This is a genomic window from Malaciobacter sp. (assembly GCF_055140965.1).
Genome location: NZ_JBSRRO010000005.1, coordinates 1 through 16,012, shown reverse-complemented (window position 1 = coordinate 16,012; position 16,012 = coordinate 1). Strand labels below are relative to the sequence as shown.

The following is a 16,012-nucleotide window of genomic DNA, read 5'->3' as shown; positions in this document are numbered from 1 at the left end:
AAAACAAATCAAACTTCAATAAAAAAACAAGCACCTTCTTTGGTGTTTGTTACTTTTAAATCTCCTTTAAAGTGAGAGTTGATTATTGTTTTTGACATATAAAGCCCTATTCCACTTCCTTTTTCTTTTGTAGTAAAATATGGTTCAAATACTTTTTGGATATTTTTACTATCAACTCCTTTTGCATTATCACAAACAGTTGTAACACTTCTATTTAACTTTGTATCAATAGTTATTTTGATTTTTGGATTTATAATTTGCCTTTGCAGTAAAATATCTTTTGCATTTGTTATTAGATTTAATACAACTTGAGAATACTCATTTTCGTAAGAGTAAATTTTCATATCATTTTTTATTTCCAATGAAATTTCAATATCATATTTATCTAAAATAACAGACATAATACTTATTGCTTGTTTTACAGCGCTTGAAATATAAAAATAATCTTTTTGTTTTTGTGGCTTATAAAAATCACTAAAACTTTCAATAGTATTTGACATAAACTCAAGTTGATTATTTGATTCTTCTATTTTTTCATTTAGGTATTGATTGTTTAGTTGATTATCATAAGATGCCATTTGCAAGTTCATATTTATATAACTTAAGTGAGTTAAAGGCTGTCTCCATTGATGGGCAATGTTGTTTATCATCTCCCCCATAGAGGCTAATTTACTTTTATGAATAAGTAATTTTTCCTTTTCATTCTTTTCATTTACAATAGCTCTTAAAGTAAAAGCTAGTGCAAAACTAAAAATTAAAGACTCCATTGGTGCAACTATATGTATTGTATATATTCCACTTAAAGGAATTAACTCCATTTCAGCTAAATATATAAAAACAGTCATAAAACTCCAACCAATTGTATATATTATAGTATTTTCATTTTTCTTAATTATTGAAATAATACCTAAAATAGTTGGTAATAAAAAGATTATATAAAAAGGCATATATTCATATAAAATAGAGTATTTAGTAAAAAATATTATAAAAATATCAATAATATTTATGCCTATAAAAAAACATAATAAATAGTTTGCATATGGCATCTTCTTTTTTGTTTTTAAAATCTCTTTTGCAAATAATAAAGTAAAAATAAAACTCATATTCTCAAAAATATCAACAATTACTTGAGCATTATTTGTAGGATATGGTTTAAAGCTAAAATAGACAAAACCAATTAAAGATGCTAGTACAAATATTTGCATTATAGAGTAATATAAAAAGTAATTTTTTCTAGTTGAAAAATATATTATAAAATAGTATAAAAAAGCGCAAAAGATGATTCCATATGCTACTCCGTATAAAATCCCCTCAAATGGAAAAATATTTTTATACTCAAATTCACTAATAATTTTAATTCTAAAACCTGCTCTTTTAGGTTTATCATAAGAGTAATAAAAAGTTATTTCATTGGGAGTATTTTCATCTAATTTCGATATTAAAATATGATTATTTTTCACATAAGATATATTTGAAAAAAGTAAATTTTCATAATCTGATATCACTGTTAAATAGAACTCTTTATCTTTTAAAACTGATTTATTAAGCTCTATTTTTACAGCAAACTTTTTTACTTTTTTATTTTTATACTCTAAAAAGTCATTTTTACCAAACTCATTAAATATTTCAAAATCTTCAGAAACTTGAAAACTTTTTATTAAATTAAATTTATCCGCAAAAACAAAAGAGAAAGAAAAGACAAATAAAATAAAAAAAATCTTTTTCATTTAAGAAGTTCTATTTTGTATCCAATCTTTGATACATTTTTAATAGCTTTACAAGGAAGCTTCTTTCTTAAATCACGAACCAAAAGTCTAATTGCATTGTCGCTCATAAACTCATCTTCCCAAACAAACTCTTGAATTTGTTCATAACTTACTACCTTTGGTGAATTAACACAAAGAAGTTCTAAAAAAAGCATTTCACTTTTTGTTAGCTTTATCTCTTGTTCATCTACTTTTAATAGTTTCTCAAAACTATCAAAATAAGTAGTTTCATTTATAAACTTCTTATTATTCTCATTTTCAAAACTATGTTTTGCACACTTTAAAAGCAAAGGAAAAATAGTATCATGTTTTATGGGTTTTGATAAGTATTTAACTAAACCTAAATCTATTGCATCAAGTAAATAGTCTTTATTAGTAAAAGCACTAAGCACTATAAATTGAGTCTTTTCATCTGTTTGTCTTACTCTTCTTATCATATCTAAACCACTTAATTTTGGCATTTTTATATCTGTTATTACTAAGTGTGGTTGTTTTTTTTCAATAAGTTCTAAAGCCATATAAGCATCATTTGCTTCATATACATCATAAAAAAATCTTTTTAAATATGAAACAGCATTTGCTCTTATAAAATCTTCATCTTCAACATATAGTACTTTTAACTTTTTATATTCTTCTTTTAACATAAAAGAATTATACAATATTTTCAATAAATATTAATAGTTATTATCATAATTGTAGTGTATACTAAAAAGGAAAAGTCCTTTTTAGTAATTAAAATGAGTATTGTAAAGTTAGTGTAGCATTTCTTGGTGTACCGTGACTCATCAAATTTTTACCAATTCCAGTATAATACTCTTTATCAAAGATATTATTTACATTAAATTGTAAATTTGCATTTTTATTTATTTTATATGCAATCATTGCATTTGCTAAAGTAAATGCATCTTGTGTAATTTTTGTTGCACCTTCACCAGTATAATATTTACTTTTATAATTTAACCCTGCCCCAAAACTTAAATCATTTAGCTTATATTTTGCAAAAAGATTTGCTGTTGTTCTTGAAGCTTCTGTATTATGCTTATCACCATTGGCATCTTTTGCTTCAAAATTAGCAATTCCAAAACTTAAATTTAAATTATTAGTAATTTGACCATGTACATCAAATTCAAAACCTTTACTTGTAACTCCCTCAGCCGCTTTATATGCTGGGTTACTTGTCCCTTCAACAAATACTCCATCTATAACCGAAGCTACATTATCTTGTTCTACTCTAAATAATGTTAATGAAGTATTTAATTTTCCATCAAAATACTCCCCTTTTACACCAAGTTCATAGTTTTTACCCTCAATTGGGTCTAAATAATTTCCACTTTGAGTTTTTTCATCTTGTGGATTAAAAATACTTGTATAACTTGTATAAATTGAATGGTTTTTATCAATATTGTAAACTACACCAACATATGGAGTTAATTCATTTTCAAATTCTCTATTATTTTCACCACTATCTTCAGTATACTTCCAATTTGTTAATCTAGCACCAGTTACTAATTTCAAATCATCTAAAAGTGAAAATTTACCAACTATATAAGCGGCTTTTTGTGTAGTTTTATTTGGTGTTCCGTCACTATATCTAAAATTATCTAAACTACCTAAATTAATATTTCTGAAATTTATTAAAGGATTTCCTAAATTTGAATCTTGCTTTGCACTTCCTTGATGATTATATTTTGATTTACTACTATTATATGTGTAACCAAAAAGCACTTCATGATCTAAGCCACCCAATTCAAATGGAGCAGATATATAAGCATCTATATTATTCTCTTTTTCATAATCTTCATTTACATATCCAGAAATACTTCCCTGACCTATTCCTGTTGTTTTATCAACTACTCCACCAAAATATAATAAATTTGATTCATTTTTATATCTATTATGAGAAAATGATAAATTAAATGATAGATTATTTAAAAAATATTGTTTAAAATCTGCAAATACACTTTTTGTTTCTGCATTCCAGTAAGTATTTTTATTTGTAACTATATCAGAAGTATCAAAATTTGTTTTACTTCCATCACTATAAAATGCAGGTAAACCACCCCATCTAATACCACTTCTATCAAGGTTTTGATAACTTGCTCCAACTGATAAATAAGTAGAATCAGTTAAATCCATATCTACCACACCATAAAGTATTTCATTCTCTTTTTCATAGTGATCCATGAAAGAATCTTTATTCTCTTGTTTTGCTACAAACCTACCTCTTACAGTTCCCTTTTCGTTCAATGGTGTTGAGATATCAACCGTTGCGCTATAATTATCCCAAGAACCACCTGTTAATGTTATATTACCTTTTAATTCTTTACTATTTGCTCTTTTCCTAATAAGATTGATGCTCATTCCTGGATTACCAGCTCCTGTTAACAGACCATTTGCACCTCTTACAATCTCAACTCTATCAAAAATCGAAAGATCTAAGTCTCTTTCGTCAAAACTCGAATAAGTAGGCATTCCATCAATTTTATAATAATCAATAGTAAATCCTCTAGCACTTGTTTTTAACCTCTCATCCCATCTACTTAAAGAAACACCTGTTACATTACTTAAAATATCTTGGTAAGATGTAATTCCTAAATCTTTCATTTTTTGATTTGTAAAAACTGTTACTGATTGTGGAGTATCTTTTAAAGACAATGCTAATTTTGTTGCAGAATTAATAGAATCCACTGTATATGATTTTGTAGTTTCTGTGTCATTTGAAGAGACTACATCAACTGTACCTAAAGATTTTGCATCTTTTGCAACTAGACTTGATTGCAAAGCAAAAGCTGCAAATAAAGATAGTGTTAATATCTTTTTATTAAATGATTTCATTAATTTTCTCCTTGTGTGTGATAATCATTATCAGAATTAATATGTGGAATTATTTCTTTTTTTTCCTTACAAAGGCTTTAGTAAAGTTTTTATCATGACAAGATAATTTTAGAAAAAAGATTTCACATTTTTTACACATTTATTTTAAATATAATTATTTTATGTCAAATATAGATTTAATAAAATATAAAATCAAAAACTCTAAACTTACTTCTTCAAAACTTGAAAAGTTATCTCTTTGCTTTACCCAAGATTTAACTGCAAGTCAAACAGCAAAAAAGCTAGATATTAGTAGACAAACAGTAAATAGCTACTATAAAAAAATACGCTTTCATTTGATTTCAAATGAAAAAAAAATTGCTTGTAAAAATAGTTGTTTATTAAAATATATTAATTTTAATAATGAAATTATGTTTTTTCTTGAAGATGAAGAGAAAATAGTATCAGTTGAAGAAAATTGTACTAAGATTGACAAACAGATAAAAGAGCAATTATTAAAACATAAAAAAGCAAATAGTGCAAAGCTTTTATATAATAAAAGAGAAGAAAAATTTATTGTTATAGGCTTTTTAAAAACCCAAAATTGCTTTGAAGATTTTATAAACACAAGATTAAAAAAATTTAGGGGTATTAATAAAAATAACTTTAAATTGCATATTAAAGAATCAATTATTAGATACAATGAAGACAAAAACTCTTTATTCAAACACTTAATTACTCTATTTAATTAAATATCTATTAATCATATTTTAATTATTATTATCAAAATTAAATAATGATAATAATAAATAATGGAAAAAGTAAACTACTATGACTTAATTGATATAGAAAAGAAGATTCAAAATCCTTTTTCAAGAGAGACATCTTTTGCAAAAATAAGAAAAGAGTATGGAGAAGGTTTTACTATCTTTTATGATATGGGAAATGGTATTGCGCTTTTTGTTAGAAAAATTACTCCTAATAAAGATTTATTATTGTATGAAAAATCACAAGTTCCAGGAGCATGTTTAATCTTTAATCTTGGTTCAAATATCAACTTTGCATATAAAGATAAAAAAGAGCATACTTTAAGAAAAAATCACTTTTTTTAGAACTAGCTTCAAATGATTCAAAAAAGACAACTAGAAGTTGCAAAAAGACTGTTAAAAGAAATTCATACATAAGTCTTTCTTCCTTTTTATTACTATAAAAAACACTAATAAACTTCTTTTAGAACTAAAAAACAAATAGTAAATTACTATTTGTCTTTATAGGTTATGAATAAAATTAACTGTTTCTTATCATGAAAGCTTAATAAATAAGTTTACTTTTATTCATTATTGATTATAATTCTCAAAATTAACATAAAAAGGTTATAAATGAATTGGCTTTTAAAAATTGGCTTTTTTTCAATTTTATTTATTTCATCACTGATGGCTGATGAAATTGACAAATCAATGAATATAATTGAAAATACAAACAATAAATTGAAAACATACCAAAAAAAAATAGACAATCTTGATGAAAAAACTCAAGAGATATTAAGTGTATATAAATATACAAATGCCGAACTTAAAAATAGTAGAATTTACAACAATCAACTAAGAAAAATATTAAGTTCACAAGAAAGTGAGTTAAAAAATATTGACCAACAATTAGTTGATATAGAAAATACTCAAAAAAATATTTTTCCACTTATGCTAAAAATGGTAGAGAGTTTAGAACAACTTGTAAAAATGGATATGCCTTTTCTTTTAGAAGAAAGAACAAATAGAATAGAAAAATTAAAAACAAGTTTAGATAAATCTGATATTAAAACAGCAGAGAAATATAGAATTATTTTAGAAGCATTTAAAATTGAGTATGACTACTCAAATAATATAGAAACTTATCAAGATAAAATTGATAATAAAACATATAACTTTTTAAGATTAGGAAGAACTGCATTATATTATCAAAGTTTAGACTTAAAAGAGTATGGATACTGGAATAAGCAAACTAAATCTTGGGTAAAAATAGATAATAGTGATGCAAAATCAAATATAAGAAAAGGTATTAAAATCGCTAAAAAACATCAAAATGTTGATTTATTAAACCTTCCATTTCTAACTAAGAAAGGTATGTAATGATTAAATATATATTAACTGTATTATTACTTATAAATTCAAGTTTTGCCCTTGATTTAAACTCTTTACTAAATAATGTTAAACAATCTTCTAATAAAGAAATAATTCAAGAGAATAAAAGATTAAAAGATTTTATTGAAAATAAAAATAGGCAAAAAGAACTATTAAATAAAACAAAAAGAGAGTTAAAACAAGAGAATCTTGAAACAGCAAGACTTAAAGAAATTATTGAGAAAAATGAAAAAATCTTGGCTAAAAAAGAGTCAGAATTAAATATTAAAATTGGTGATTTAGGTGAAATGTTTGGAAGTGTTAGACAAACATCAGCTGACTTTTTGACAAGTTATAAAAGAAGTTTCACAGCATCACAGTTTCCACAAAAAAAAGAGGTTTTTACAAAATTCTCTAATTCGAAAAAACTTCCAACAATTGATGAACTTACAACATTTTGGCATACAATGTTAGATGAGATTATTCAAAGTGGAAATATTTCAAAATATGAAGCAACTGTTATTGCACATAATGGAGAAAAAAATACTCAAGAAGTTACAAGAGTTGGTCAGTTTTCTGCTTTTTCAAAGGGAGAATTTTTAACATATTCTGATGATATGAATGCTTTGATTGAATTATCAGTTCAACCAGCATCAAGCTATAAAGATAGTGCAAAAGAGTTTGAAAACAGTTCAAATGAGATTAAAAATATTTTAATTGACCCAACAAAAGGTACACTTTTTACAATGCTTGGAAATAATCCAACTATTATGGATAGAATAAATCAAGGTGGAATTGTAGGATATATTATTCTTGCATTAGGTGGACTTGGTTTAATTTTTGCAATTTATAAAATGATAGTTTTAAATATTATTCATACAAAAATAAGAAAGCAAAGAAAAGATATCTCAAAATATGATGATTCAAACTCTTTAGGAAAAATAGCAGGAATATTTTATAAGAATATAAATGATTCAATAAGTGATTTAGAGATTAAAATTGGTGAAGCAATATTAAAAGAAACAAATAATATCAAAAAAGGACAAAGTTTCGTAAAACTACTTGCAGCAGTAACTCCACTACTTGGATTATTAGGAACTGTTACAGGTATGATTGCAACTTTCCAAGCAATCACTTTATTTGGTACAGGTGACCCAAAACTAATGGCTGGAGGTATCTCAACAGCTTTAATTACAACAGTTTTAGGTTTAGTTACAGCAATTCCTTTACTTTTTGCATATACATACATCTCTTCAAAATCAGAAGCAATTGTATCTATTTTAGAAGAGCAAAGTATTGGAATGTTAGCAAAAAATTTAAAACAAAATGATTGATATATACATAGATAATCTATTTGGCTTCTTTGAAAGAGGTGGCTTTGTACTTTATATAGTGTTTGGTATTGCCCTATTTTTATGGGCACTACTAGTTGAGCGATATATTTACATAAGCTTTGAGTATAGAAAATACAAAAAAAGTTTATTAGGTGATTTAAAAAACTCAAAAGTGAATCAAAAATTTAAAGAAGAGATAAAAAAATACATAATTGAAGATTCAAATACAAAATTGAAAACAGGTCTTAGTTTTATAAAAACTTTAATTATAGTATGCCCACTTGTGGGACTTTTAGGAACTGTTACAGGGATGATTGAAGTATTTGATGTAATGGCATTAAATGGAACAAGTGATGTTAAATCTATGGCAAATGGTGTTTCAATGGCAACTATTCCAACAATGGCAGGAATGGTAGTTGCACTAAGTGGAATACTATTTGAAAAGAAATTAGAACTATCAATCAAATACCATACAGATAAATTATATTTAGAGATTTCAAAGGTTTTATAATGAGAAGATTTTCCCACAAAAACAATAAAGAAGAGACAGAGATAAACCTAACTCCTATGCTTGATGTAGTATTTATTATGCTTATATTTTTTATTGTAACTACATCATTTGTTAAAGAAGCTGGGGTTGAAGTAAATAGACCAAGTGCGAAAACAAGTCAGCAAAAAGCACAAGCAAATATATTAATTGCAATTAAAAACAATGATGAAATTTGGATTGATAAAAGAATGGTTGACATAAGAGCAGTTAGATCAAATATAGAAAGATTAAAAGCTTCTAATTCACAAAATAGTGTTGTAGTTCAATCAGATAAAGACTCAAGAACTGGTGTTTTAGTAAAAGTTATGGATCAAGTAAGACTTGCAGGTATTACAAATATTTCAATCTCAACATTAAAGAATTGATATGAGAGTTATCATAGCTATATGTTTATCTTTTTTTATTAGTGTTGGTATGTTTTTGCTTATGCAAAAAATGACAACTACACAAAGTGATGTAGTAAAAAAAGAGTCAAATCCTATACAGCTTACATATCTAAGAGATAAAAAAGATACGCATATTGAGAAGAAAAAAAGAGTTAAGCCAAAAGAGCCTGTAAAAAAAGTAGAACCAAAGAAATTAGATTTAAAAACAAATCTAAACAAAAAACTTGATAAAAATATGAAAATCAAGCCATTGGCGGTTAATCCAAATATTGATATATCTTCAATTAACTCTTTAAATGGGGCACAAATTGAGTTAGGTTCAAACCTTTTAGACGCAAATATGTTAACAGCAATTACAAGAGTAAATCCAAGATACCCAAGAAGAGCGAAAATAAGAAGACAAGAGGGATTTGTACAACTTGCATTTAAAATAGATTCAAGTGGATTTGTTTCAGATGTAAAAGTTATGAAATCAGATCCTGAAGGTGTATTTGAAAGAGCAGCAATAAAAGCTATGAAAAGATGGAGATTTAAACCATCAAAAGATGATGTTGCTGGAACTTTTAAAAATGCAACAATTACATTTAACTTTAGGTTGGCAAGATGATTAAAAAATTACTAATTGTAGTGGTACTTTGTTTAAGCAGTGGATTGTATGCAAAAAGTAGTATGTCAAAAAGTACATACAATAGCTTGATGAAAGCTCAAGAGTTTATGCAAAAAGAGGATTTTAAAAAAGCAAAAGTTATGCTTGAGAAACTTTTAAAAGAGGACAAAAACTCTTATGAAAAATCATATATTTTACAAACATTAGCAAATGTTTATATAAATGATGGAGAGTATAATAAAGTTGCAAAAGCATATGAAGAGATTATAAAATTAAAAGCTTTTGAAGATAAAAGTATCCAAAGTATTAAATTTTCCCTTTCAAAAGTATATCTTTCAAATGAGCAATACAAAAAAAGCTTAGCTTTATCAAAAGAGCTTTTAAATAGTAAAGATATAAAAAAAGAAGATGTATACGAAAATTTAATACTTGCTTACTATTATGAAAAAGATTATAAAAATAGTGTTAAATATTCAAAAAAATATTTCTCTTTAAAAAAAGATATAAAAGAGTCTTGGTATAAAGTAATCTACTCTTCGTATGTAGAATTAAAAGATTATAAAAATGCAATTAGTATTATGAAAAAGATGGTGAAAATATTTAATACAAAAGAAGAGTACTGGGTACAATTAGCCTCACTTTATCAACAAGAAAAGCAATTAAAAAAATCTCTTTCAACTTTAGAGTTAGCATATAAAAACAATATTCTTACAAAAAAAGATAATATTTTATACTTTATAAATATTCTTCTTCAAAATGAAGTTTATAAAAAAGCTGGTGAACTTTTGACTAAAGCAGTTGATGAAAAAATGATAGAAGAAGATCAAAAAATCTTTGAAATAATTGTTTCAAGTTATCTAAACTCAAAACAAATTGATTTAGCAATACAAAAACTTCAAGAATCTAAATTTGCAAAGAAAAATAAATTCCAAATGATTCTTGCAAATATTTATTATAACCAACAAGAGTATTCTAAAAGTATAGAAATAGTTAATAAAATGCAAACTAAAAGAAACAGTAAACTTGATGGAGAAAAACAGATACTTAAAGCCTTGTGCTACTATGAATTAGATAATAAACCACAAAGTATTAAAACCTTAAAACAAATAGTAAACAACCCTTATCACAAAAGAAAAGCAAAATCTATTTTAAAACAGTTAAGAAGTTAATTCTTAGCTGTTAATGATATTTCAATAATGCTTTGAGAGTTAACTCTCAAAGCTTATTATATATTTTAATCCTCTATCATTTTTATAATCTATCTTTCCTAGTAGTTGCTTTTGTGAGATAGAAACAATAAGCCTTAGTCCCAAGCTTTTGCTTTTATAAATATCAAAATTTTGGGGTAAACCTTTTCCATTGTCAGCAATCTCAAGAACATATTGAGAATCTTGCTTTTTAAAAGTTATTTGAAAAAAGTTATGAGATGAGTTTTCTTCAAAAGCATATTTTAAACTATTCGTCAAACATTCATTAATTATCAAACCGCAAGGTAATGCATACTCAATATCCAAGAATATATCATCAATATTAAGCTTTATATCTAAATGTTCAATATGATATGCATTTTTAATATCATAAATAAGTTCATTGATATATTTTTTAAAAGGAATTTTGTTTAAATCTTTGCTTTCATAAAGTTTTCTATGAACTAATTCCATAATATAAACTCTTTCTTGAATATCAGTAAGAACTTCTTTTGTATTTTTATCACTTACTTTTCGTTTTTGAAGTTTTATTAAACTTATAGTAAATGCCAAATTATTTTTTACCCTATGGTGAATCTCTTTTAATAGTGTATTTTTCTCATCTAAAGAGTTTTTTAACTCTTGTGTTCTCTCTTCTACTTTTAAATCAAGAAGTTTAATATTGCTTTCCATAGAATCAAGCATCAAATCAAAAGTTTGTCCTAACTGTCCAATTGAATCTTCACCTTTTATATTTGACCTAAATTTTAAATTACCACTTTGTACTTGTTTTGATGTATTTACTAAGGTATCTATACTTTTTGAAAACTTTCTAAACAATAAATATCCAAGTAGTATTGCAAAGATAAAAGACATAATTGCAGCAGGGAAAAGCTTCCAAAAGGCCTTATCAATTGCCTTATATAAATCTTCTTCATAAACTGTTGTTAAAAATACTAATCTTCTTACAGGATCATTATTAATACTTCTAACCCATGTTAAAGCTTTTTTGCCATTTAGCATATGAATAATTGGCTTGCCATTACTAGCACTTAAAATATCTTTTGCACTTAATGTACCTGTATTTATACTCTTTACATCAGATAACTTGCTAATACAATATTTGTTATTTGTAGGCTTATCATTTTTATTATATAAAGGATTATTTGTAGCATCTTTTACATTTAACCACATCAAAAAAGTATTTCCTTTATGTAAGTGATTAGTATATGAAAAACTTTTTTGAACATATTTTTTTATCTTTTTTTCTTCATTATTTTCATGATCATAAAACAAATCACTATTACAAGAGAGTAATAAATTGCTATTTTTATCAAACTCCATACTATAAACTATATGACTAGTAATTGAAGGACAAAAGTTTTTTTCATGTTTTTTTATATAGTTTTTCCAACTATTTACTTTATGATTTGAATTTTTGTATTGAATATAGCCATCATTATTTAGCATGTTATTTAGATGATATGATTTCTTATTTGAATTATCTATTAAAGCTACTTGACAAGATAGATCTTTAGAAAACTCTTTAAGAAGAGATTCTTGCTGTAAAAATGATACTTTTTTTAATTTTAAAGATAAGTTTCTAAGCCTCGCTTCTATATTTAATCTAATTATTTTATAGTTTTTCTTTCCATCATTTCTAATATATTTAACTGCTAAATGAAGTTGTTGTGTATTTAAAGCAATTGTTTGCTCTACTTGTTTTATCTCATGTTCATACTGCTCTTTTTCCATTTTTGGGATGATAAGTAAAAAAAGAATAGATAATAAAACTAAAGCTAATACAATAAGAGATAAAAAGAGTTTTGAAGAAAAAGATAATCTTGCTAAAGTATTAAAATTAGTCAAGTTTTAGCCTATAGCCAAACTCATAAACATTTTCAAAAACCTCTGCATCAAGCTTTGTTCTTAATCTATAAACTAATGTTCTTAATTTTCCCATATCAGATAGTGACTCACCTCTATAGATATATGAAATTATTTGCTCAAAACTTACTGACTCTTTTGGATTTTCACTTAAAATATCAAAAAATTTTAATTCATTTCCTGTTAATTTTATACTATCTAATCCTTTTGATAAAATTTTTTTTATCTTATCATACTTATAACCTTCTACTAAGTCAATAACTATTTGTTCACTTATAAGATCTCTATTTTTAAAAAAATAGTTGTGCTTATGAAGTGCAGTTTTAATAGCAATATCAATATCTCTTTCTCGACAAGGCTTTATTAAATACGCATAAGGTTCACTCTCCATAGACTTTTTTACTGTCAAATCATCACTATAAGAAGTTAGAAAAATAATTGGTATCTTATGAGCTTGCCAAATCTCTTTTGCAGCTTCTAATCCACTTTTATAGCCTTTTAAGTTAATATCCATAATTACAATATCTGGCTTATTTTCATTTGCATGTTTTATTGCACCTTGTGCTGTTGATTCTATTCCTGATATTTCATATCCCATCTCTTCCAATGAACTTTCCATATCAATTGCTAATACCATCTCATCTTCTACTATTAATATTTCTACACTTTTTTGTAAAAATTCCATTAATTTGTTCATTAAATCTCCAATTGTGATTTGAATGTGATTTATATTGGTTATGATACTCACTATCGATTTAAAGTTTGTTAAAAGTAAAAGTGAATACAATTCAATTTTTATTTTTCAACTTAAAACTATACACAAGGAATATAATGAATAAAAAAATACTTTTAAGTTCAATTGCTTCTTTAGCAATTTTTTCTTTAAATGCAAATGCACAAGATACAAAAAAGATAAATTCAGTTGATGTTTGGGAAACTGAAATTGTTAGTTCTTCTTTAAACTTAGGAAAAGACTCAATTGAAACTAAGCAAGCTGACCACTTAAGTGATTTATTAAGAGGATTACCAGGTGTTGATGTTGGAGGAAGTCACTCAATGAATAATAAAATTATCATTAGAGGAATAAAAGATGAGGATATTAATATTACTATTGATGGTGCAAAACAGCCTAATGTTGATATGTTTCACCATCAAAGTACTCTAAAAGTCAATCCTGATATTCTAAAAAAAGTAAATATTGAAGTGGGTGCTAACTCTGTAGTTCATGGAGAACTAGGAGGTTCAATAGAGTTTGAAACAAAAGATGGAAAAGACTTTTTAGAAAATGGTGAGAAAGTTGGAGCAATTGTTTCTACTAAATATAATAGTAATGATAGTGTTGGAGCATCACTTGCTACATATGGGAAAATAACTGACAACTCTGATTTCTTTATTTATTATGATCAGATTGAAAATGAAAATTGGAAAACAGGAGATGGAACCAAAGAGAAAGGAAGAGAAGGTACTATTAAAAACCTTTTATTAAAGTATGGTATTGACTTAGACGATACGCAAAGAGTATCTTTTTCTTATGATAGACTAGAAGATGAAGGTGATTATCACCCAAGACCAAATTTTAGCACAGCAGTAAATGAAGCAATTAATGTTGCAAGAGGAGCTCCTGCAGATTTAATTCATCCAACTGAATATATTAGAAACACTTACACATTAAAGCATACACTTGATAAAGGTGAAAATCTACTTATAAACTCTTCTTTATATTTCAATGAAATGGACTTAACAAGACATGAATCAAACTCTAATAAAAGAGGAGATGTTTTTAATGCCGTTGTAGAGAATAAAGGTTTTAGCACAAAAGCTCAATCAAATATCGATTATGGGAAGACTCTTAATACTTTTACATATGGACTTTCTTATGATGTTCAAACAAGTGAAGTAACTACTGATGGAGATGCTTATGGAGATGATGAAGAATCTAAGACTTTCGCACTATTTATTGAAGATACAATTGATTTTAATAATGGACTTATCTTAACTCCTGGAATTAGAGCTACAAAATATAAACTTGATGGAGTTGTTGCTGATGTAAGTGAAAAAAAGATAACTTACTCTCTTGCTGCTGAATATGCAGTTACAGATAGTTTATCATTACTTGCAAGTCATACAACACTATTTAAAGGTGCTCCTATGCAAGAAGTTTTTGCAAGTTACAGAACAAGAGCTACAACACAAAACTCAAATATTAAATCAGAAACAGGTTATAACAATGAAGTTGGGTTTAAATATATCAAAGATAATGTACTAGGTGCAGATAATATTGGAATATTAACTAAATATTATGTTACAAAAATCAATGATGATATCGGTTTTGATAATACATATAAAATGGTTAATTTAGGAGATACAAAAACAAAAGGTATTGAAGCAAGTTTTGCTTATAACTTAAATGACTTTAATGCTTTATTTACATACTCAAGAATGGATTCAGAAGTACTTTATACAGGGGAAGCGCTTGAACAAGAAACAGGAGATACATTTACTCTTGGATTAAACTATCAAGCTACACCTGAAGTTGGACTTTCTTGGCAATCAATCTTTGTTAAAGATGAAAACGATGTAAAAGATATAGAAAAAGAGGGTTATCATGTACATGATTTAGCTGTTAAATATACACCAAAATCAATAAAAGGTTTAAAAGTAATTGCTGGAATTGATAATATATTTGATAAAGCTTATGCTTCTCACTCTTCTTTTCAAGGTGATTTAAGAGCATTTGGTGATGCAACAGATTATGAACCAGGAAGAAACTTCAAAGTTACTCTTTCTTATAAATTCTAGGAAAATCATGTTTGAAAAAACAAAAAGTTTTTACATGAAACTAAGTCAAAAATTGGCTTAGTTCATGGTTTTACAGCCTGTATAAGCACAGTACTTTTTATTTTTATTAATGGTGATTATACTAGCAAAATATTACCTAAAAATAATAAGTTCTATTTTTTACTAACTCTTTTGGATTAACTTTAAAATACTTTGTAAAAGCTACTGTAAAACTTTGTTGATGCTTATAACCTACAATATTTGAAACCTCAGCAATATTATAATCACCTGTACTTAGTAACTCTTTTGCTTTTTGCATTCTTGCTTGTAGTACTAAACTTCCTGGAGTTGTATTAAAAAGCTCTTTAAATCCTAATTTTAATTTAAATTCGTTTAAAGCAACTTCTTTACTTAAATCACTTATAGAATAGACTTTTTGGGAAGATAAAATTAACTCTTTTGCTTTTTTTAAAGATTTTATATCTAAAGAGCCACTTGCAGATTATAAAAAACAACCCGTAATTTAAGCTGATTTAAATTTTAAAAAGTTGAATTGAACTTCAGATAAGTTATAATTTTTTACTAC

15 protein-coding genes are annotated in these 16,012 nt (G+C 25.9%); 9 read left to right on the top strand and 6 right to left on the bottom strand.

Features of this window, described 5'->3' with window-relative positions:
* Window positions 1-8: 8 nt before the first annotated feature.
* From ACTCCZ_RS02800 to ACTCCZ_RS02790, 3 genes are all read right to left on the bottom strand, one after another.
* Window positions 9-1,727, bottom strand: a complete 1,719-nt coding sequence (locus ACTCCZ_RS02800) for a sensor histidine kinase (protein WP_079578069.1) — start codon at window positions 1,725-1,727, stop codon at window positions 9-11.
* A complete protein-coding gene (locus ACTCCZ_RS02795; RefSeq protein ID WP_079578084.1) occupies window positions 1,724-2,410 on the bottom strand; it encodes a response regulator transcription factor in 687 nt (228 codons plus the stop codon). Before ACTCCZ_RS02795 ends, ACTCCZ_RS02800 begins: the two co-directional genes overlap by 4 nt.
* Window positions 2,411-2,498: 88 nt before the next feature.
* Window positions 2,499-4,601, bottom strand: a complete 2,103-nt coding sequence (locus ACTCCZ_RS02790) for a TonB-dependent siderophore receptor (RefSeq protein WP_079578070.1) — start codon at window positions 4,599-4,601, stop codon at window positions 2,499-2,501.
* A 161-nt stretch (window positions 4,602-4,762) separates the two neighbouring features.
* On the opposite strand from ACTCCZ_RS02790, the gene ACTCCZ_RS02785 reads away from it, so the two are divergent.
* The 8 genes from ACTCCZ_RS02785 to ACTCCZ_RS02750 all read left to right on the top strand — a co-directional run bounded on the left by ACTCCZ_RS02785 (window position 4,763) and on the right by ACTCCZ_RS02750 (window position 10,743).
* On the top strand, window positions 4,763-5,332 hold the full coding sequence (locus ACTCCZ_RS02785; RefSeq protein WP_079578071.1) for a hypothetical protein: 570 nt from the start codon (window positions 4,763-4,765) through the stop codon (window positions 5,330-5,332).
* A 60-nt stretch (window positions 5,333-5,392) separates the two neighbouring features.
* Window positions 5,393-5,692 carry a hypothetical protein gene (locus ACTCCZ_RS02780; protein WP_079578072.1) on the top strand — a complete coding sequence of 100 codons (300 nt, stop codon included), beginning with the start codon at window positions 5,393-5,395 and terminating at the stop codon, window positions 5,690-5,692.
* A 267-nt stretch (window positions 5,693-5,959) separates the two neighbouring features.
* Complete coding sequence (locus ACTCCZ_RS02775) at window positions 5,960-6,706, top strand: DUF3450 domain-containing protein (RefSeq protein ID WP_079578073.1); 747 nt, start codon at window positions 5,960-5,962, stop codon at window positions 6,704-6,706.
* Window positions 6,706-8,031 (top strand): MotA/TolQ/ExbB proton channel family protein, encoded by a 1,326-nt coding sequence (locus ACTCCZ_RS02770; RefSeq protein ID WP_079578074.1) that lies wholly within the window; start codon window positions 6,706-6,708, stop codon window positions 8,029-8,031. The genes ACTCCZ_RS02775 and ACTCCZ_RS02770 overlap by 1 nt, the downstream gene beginning before the upstream one ends.
* The gene (locus tag ACTCCZ_RS02765) at window positions 8,024-8,542 is read left to right on the top strand and encodes a MotA/TolQ/ExbB proton channel family protein (RefSeq protein ID WP_079578075.1); all 519 of its coding nucleotides are present in this window, start codon (window positions 8,024-8,026) and stop codon (window positions 8,540-8,542) included. The genes ACTCCZ_RS02770 and ACTCCZ_RS02765 overlap by 8 nt, the downstream gene beginning before the upstream one ends.
* Window positions 8,542-8,946, top strand: coding sequence for an ExbD/TolR family protein (locus tag ACTCCZ_RS02760; RefSeq protein ID WP_079578076.1), 405 nt, complete (start codon window positions 8,542-8,544; stop codon window positions 8,944-8,946). The genes ACTCCZ_RS02765 and ACTCCZ_RS02760 overlap by 1 nt, the downstream gene beginning before the upstream one ends.
* A 1-nt stretch (window position 8,947) precedes the next feature.
* Window positions 8,948-9,574, top strand: coding sequence for an energy transducer TonB (locus ACTCCZ_RS02755; protein WP_079578077.1), 627 nt, complete (start codon window positions 8,948-8,950; stop codon window positions 9,572-9,574).
* Complete coding sequence (locus ACTCCZ_RS02750; RefSeq protein ID WP_079578078.1) at window positions 9,571-10,743, top strand: tetratricopeptide repeat protein; 1,173 nt, start codon at window positions 9,571-9,573, stop codon at window positions 10,741-10,743. Before ACTCCZ_RS02755 ends, ACTCCZ_RS02750 begins: the two co-directional genes overlap by 4 nt.
* A 39-nt stretch (window positions 10,744-10,782) precedes the next feature.
* On the opposite strand, the gene ACTCCZ_RS02745 is transcribed toward ACTCCZ_RS02750, so the two are convergent.
* Entirely contained in the window at window positions 10,783-12,630 is a 1,848-nt protein-coding gene (locus ACTCCZ_RS02745; protein ID WP_079578079.1) for a histidine kinase dimerization/phosphoacceptor domain -containing protein, read from the bottom strand.
* Entirely contained in the window at window positions 12,623-13,345 is a 723-nt protein-coding gene (locus tag ACTCCZ_RS02740; protein ID WP_079578080.1) for a response regulator, read from the bottom strand. The genes ACTCCZ_RS02745 and ACTCCZ_RS02740 overlap by 8 nt, the downstream gene beginning before the upstream one ends.
* A 134-nt stretch (window positions 13,346-13,479) precedes the next feature.
* Between ACTCCZ_RS02740 and ACTCCZ_RS02735 the strand changes: the two genes are divergently transcribed.
* Window positions 13,480-15,447 (top strand): TonB-dependent receptor domain-containing protein, encoded by a 1,968-nt coding sequence (locus ACTCCZ_RS02735; RefSeq protein ID WP_079578081.1) that lies wholly within the window; start codon window positions 13,480-13,482, stop codon window positions 15,445-15,447.
* A gap of 136 nt (window positions 15,448-15,583) precedes the next feature.
* Here the strand turns inward: ACTCCZ_RS02735 and ACTCCZ_RS02730 are convergent, their stop codons facing one another.
* The gene (locus ACTCCZ_RS02730) at window positions 15,584-15,850 is read right to left on the bottom strand and encodes a helix-turn-helix transcriptional regulator (RefSeq protein ID WP_228145311.1); all 267 of its coding nucleotides are present in this window, start codon (window positions 15,848-15,850) and stop codon (window positions 15,584-15,586) included.
* Window positions 15,851-16,012: the final 162 nt, after the last annotated feature.